General features: G+C 53.1%; 6 protein-coding genes. 4 read left to right on the top strand and 2 right to left on the bottom strand.

All coding sequences use genetic code 11. The annotated features are described in order from the left end of the window. Positions 1-74: 74 nt before the first annotated feature. Positions 75-821, bottom strand: a complete 747-nt coding sequence (locus DMG62_22775) for a hypothetical protein (GenBank protein ID PYY20635.1) — start codon at positions 819-821, stop codon at positions 75-77. Positions 822-1,208: 387 nt separating this feature from the next. After that, a complete protein-coding gene (locus DMG62_22770) occupies positions 1,209-1,976 on the bottom strand; it encodes a hypothetical protein (protein PYY20634.1) in 768 nt (255 codons plus the stop codon). A 238-nt stretch (positions 1,977-2,214) separates the two neighbouring features. Here DMG62_22770 and DMG62_22765 point away from each other — a divergent pair, with 238 nt between their 5' ends. From DMG62_22765 to DMG62_22750, 4 genes are all read left to right on the top strand, one after another. Further along, a complete protein-coding gene (locus tag DMG62_22765) occupies positions 2,215-2,505 on the top strand; it encodes a hypothetical protein (protein ID PYY20633.1) in 291 nt (96 codons plus the stop codon). Positions 2,506-2,683: 178 nt separating this feature from the next. Then, entirely contained in the window at positions 2,684-3,265 is a 582-nt protein-coding gene (locus tag DMG62_22760; protein ID PYY20632.1) for a deaminase, read from the top strand. Positions 3,266-3,386: 121 nt separating this feature from the next. Next, entirely contained in the window at positions 3,387-3,719 is a 333-nt protein-coding gene (locus tag DMG62_22755; GenBank protein PYY20636.1) for an antibiotic biosynthesis monooxygenase, read from the top strand. A 2-nt stretch (positions 3,720-3,721) separates the two neighbouring features. Next, positions 3,722-4,471 (top strand): alginate export family protein (locus DMG62_22750; GenBank protein ID PYY20631.1); only part of this gene is annotated, 750 nt, incomplete at its 3' end.

The following is a 4,471-nucleotide window of genomic DNA, read 5'->3' as shown; positions in this document are numbered from 1 at the left end:
TGAGCGGCGCCTGACGATGCTCCAGATCAGAACGAACAGGATCAGCAGGAAAATGAAAATGACGAGGGCGGCGATCATTGATTCAAGTACCTCCTCAGGATCTCATCCCACCGCGCAAGGTCGGTCGCAGGTAGGCGGCCCAATTCGTTTATCTCACTTAGCGGTGAGAAGAAGTAGATCGCCCATATCAAAACCGCGACGTTGTATCCCAGGGAATTGAGAAGGTGGAACGTGTCAGCTGCAATGAGTTGTGTGGATCGAAGTTCAAAGACGGCTAGCTGTAAACCGGCGGCCACCCCGAAACCGGCTACGATGCCGGAGGTGTAATGCTTCCACGTCAAACCGAGATGGGATATGAATAGGATGAAGACGATCAGAACGCCAACCTGAACGAATCGCGCAGAGCGTTCGATCAGTACGACTGATTCCATGCGAAATTCACCTCGTCCGAACTCTGACTCATAAAACATCCACAAGCCCGCCAGCATGGTCACCGCAACGCTGAGCCAGAAGAGTCGCATCCCAAGCGCACGAAGAGTGTCGTATTGCCTGATCAATTGCCAGAGAATCTCGTAGATCACGGCGACACCCAAGAGTATCGCCAGCGGTTCGCCTAGGAAATAGATCCACGAGTACATACGTGCATTGTGTCTCACAAATAATAGGACCAAATCGCGTGTGGAGACGAACAACGTGTACACGAAGAAAATCGGAAAATTTCGGATCTGTCGCCGAAGACCAATGGAGAAGGCGATGAGAGGCTGAAGGCAAAGAGGCACAATCCAAAACAACATCCCGAGCTTTTCCCGTACGGAACTCATGGGCTGTGGAGAGCAGACTACCTCCTGATCGCACAGCCCACAAAACTATTTCGCGATAGTTACTTCGTTGGGCTCGGGTTCTCAACCAGACACTGCCATGGTAAGCATTCGGGAAAAGGCGCTCCTCCGTCGGCCCGTGACGGGGTTGAAAGTGTTCCGACAAGTACGAGAGTTGCGAGTGCTAGACCTACGATCTTCTTCATGATGTAACTCCTTTCGGTGCTTTTGCACCTGCGAGGAATTACAGCGAGAAGTTGGAATAGCTAAGAGTTTCGTTAAGTCTGGTCGGAATTCCGACCAAGTTAGGCGATGTAGTTAGGTCTGAAGTGTAGGAAGTACAAGAAAAGTATGTTCCGGAATGACACAGATCGCGGTAGTAGTCCCGGTCTAGCACTCCTGAAATGGAGGCAGCTGTAGAGAGCACCAGGCGTGCACGATGCGCCCAATGATCGTGGCCTCGCGCACTCTCAGCCGGCGTATCGGCTTGTTCGAAGCTGGATGGGGGATCAAGAGAATTTCGTGCTTATCCTGCTGACACCAGACACAGCTATAACCCTGGTCGTGCCAAACCAGGTAAATCGGGCGTTCCCGGAGTGTCCGCCAGGCAGACAGTTGAACAGTTGCCTGGTTTCTGTCGATTTCGATGAGCGACCCCGGAGGAATGATGTCTGCCATGCTGTCGTCAGCCAGTCCAATGACAGCGTACGTAAAACGCTGAGGCTGTAAGCGTTTTAAAATCGCGGCAGGGGCGATGCCCCATTCCTCCGGTCTTCCCTTGAGAAGATCGGTCTCGCGCGGATCGACCCGATTGTCGAAATTCAACCGAAATGAGACATCGCTCTCAGTCAGGTCAACCGGATCCAGGGCCGTTTCGCTGGGCGGATGCGGAAGCACCGGCTGCTCAGTGTCGCGAGAATCGATTCCAAACACCGCCAGCATCTGCGTCAGAGGCATTTTGAAGATCAGGGCCAGACACTCGATTTTGTAGATTCCCGGAGTACTGCCGTTTTCAATATCGAAGAGAGTCGCGTGCCCGATGTAGTAATCCTCGTTGCCCTTGCGGTCGGCGATAATTCGACTCTGCCGCTCGACATCGCGCGACTTTAGGAATCGCTCTTCCCGCAATCTTCTAATGAGTTGACCAGACTCGTTCATGGACAGCGTCTCAAGTTTTTATTGCCGAGCAGGGCAAAAAGCCTAAATGCTACCGATCTCGCGAGCTCAGTATCGGAGCGATTGTTCTGTCCGCGATGTCTCCAGTGCCAGATCACGCAAGTGCATGACGGTGCAATCGTGGTGTGGTAACGACAAAGAGATTACCAGCTTATATCAGCTTTGCACGACCTTTGTGAGCTGAAATCTCCCGGCATTTCGGAACTTGAAAAGTGCAGAAATGGGATCGTGCTCCTTTGCCGCTGGGACGAATCAGCCGGCCGATGGTATTGGGCATAAAGTCGATCGCATCCTGCCGTGGTTTATCCTTACCGCTTTGGTTCAGATGAAGGAAAATTCGACAGAAGCGGAGCAGATCGCGGCGCACATTCGCAACATACTGCCCGGAACTGCCGGCATTCCGCACGTGACCGCGGTCGGCAACGGGGCTGCACTTCCCAGGTCAAAAGGCTTTTCTATTCCCGGAGTAATTCATCAAGACGGTGAACTGGCCTACATGATTTTCTTCTAAGTGGGTATTGCCGCGGCTTACAGCTAAGAATATCCCTTAATTTCAAGCTGTTATGCAAAGAGGTCGGCAGCTTGGCTAAGCAGATCTGCAATCCGTCAAGGTCTGAAACTCGCAGTGTGTCCGGTCGTATTTCAGCTTCTGCGTTCGGCTGGAAACTCCAAATTGGGAGCTCAGTTGATTGGGCAAAACATTTATCGATATCACCATGTCAATCGATGGCTTTGTCGCTGCGGAGGGGGTCGATCTCGCGCATCCTCTTGGCAACGGTGGAGACTGCATTCACGACTGGATCTTCAAGAATTCGGACGCCACCGATCGAATGATTGTTCAGGAGATGTTCCTGAGTGCGGGAGCGTTCGTTATGGGCAGGCGAACCTTTGACGTCGGGGAAGCGCACTGGGGTGAAGACGGCACCTTCCATGTTCCTTGCTTCGTTGTGACTCACCGGCGACGGCAAACATTCACGAAGGGACAAACGAGCTTTATTTTTGTTGTGGATAGTATCAGGACGGCGATCGAAATGGCGAAAGTGGCTGCGGGCGATAAGGATGTATGTGTAATGGGTGGCGCCAGTATCGTTCAGCAGGCTCTTGAGGCGGGCGTGGTGGATGAGATCCGGATTCACATCGCCAGTCTGCTGCTGGGTACGGGAACCCGGCTTTTCGAAGATACCGATTCCCCGCCATTGAATCTCGTGCGCACCAGGGTTCTCTCCTCTCCTACAGCCACACATTTGAGCTTTCGGGTAGTCGGCCGTTAACGGTGGGCGAACTGTTTGTTATGTCACATCAGCCAAGTACTTTTTCTACTGGGATAACTGCCTGTCTTGTAGCTGAGACGAAGCCGGAGCTATTGTGCAGTCAATGGCTGGGAGTGTTGCCATGGTTATCGAATACATACGGTACAAAATAGCCGATTCGAAGCAGGAACAGTTCCTGTCCGACTACAGGCTCGCCTCAGAGTCCCTGATGAGATCGCCGCACTGCCTTGCCTATGAGTTAACCCGATGCGGTGAAGAGCCCGATCACTTCGTTCTCCGACTTGAGTGGGACTCCTATGAGGGACACCTTCAGGGATTTCGCAACAGTCCGGAATTCTTAGACTTCTTTTCCCATGTGCGCCTGTACCTGACTGACGTCGAGGAAATGCACCATTACGAAATGACCGACGTGGTAGGAAGCAAAGAAGGCGCGAGCGCTTCAGCGGGTGAGTGAAGATGCGCCTGAGGTCAGTTTTCGCATGGCTACTCTTGACCATCCTGTGCACAACCGGGAACGCGCAGACCCGGCAAGCGGACGCTGAACCATCTGCTTCCAGGCTGGCCCATCTCTATCCTCTTCCGAGATATGAAGAGGACTGGACATTCCTGCGGGGTACTTCCGGAAGCAGTGACTTTTGGGATTTCACGAAGTTTGTACCGCTCGCTGAACACGGTCGCTTCTTTCTTTCTCTTGGGGGTGAGGCGCGAGAGACCTACGAACGTTTCCATAACACCAGTTTCGGTCTGACTACACAGGATGCTGACGGATATCTGCTACAGCGTTATCTTCTGCACGGCGATCTTCATTACGGATCAAAATTTCGTTTTTTTGCTGAGCTGAACAGCTCTCTTGAAAATGGACGGACAGGCGGTCCCCGGCCGCTCATCGATGAGGATAGGCTCGATGTCCATCAGGGATTCGTCGACTTGGTTCTGGCATCGTCGCGCCCCAATTCAGCTGTAACGTTGCGCATCGGACGACAGGAACTCGTTTTCGGCTCCGGAAGACTTGTCGCCCTTCGCGAAGGTCCTAATGTCCCGCTCAGCTTCGACGGAATACGGGCGAGTCTCACGCATGCTGCCTTGCGGGTAACTGCATTCGCCACCCGGCCGGTGCAGAACAAAAGTGGAATCTTCGACGATCCTCCTCAGCCCGGTTCTGCTTTTTGGGGAGTGTATGCGAGTCGCTCAAACTTGGCCGGGCTC

The organism is Acidobacteriota bacterium (genome assembly GCA_003225175.1).
Classification (GTDB): Bacteria; Acidobacteriota; Terriglobia; order Terriglobales; family Acidobacteriaceae; genus Gp1-AA112.
Note: the sequence above shows the minus strand (reverse complement) of the source record. Positions and strands in the feature narration are given on the sequence as shown.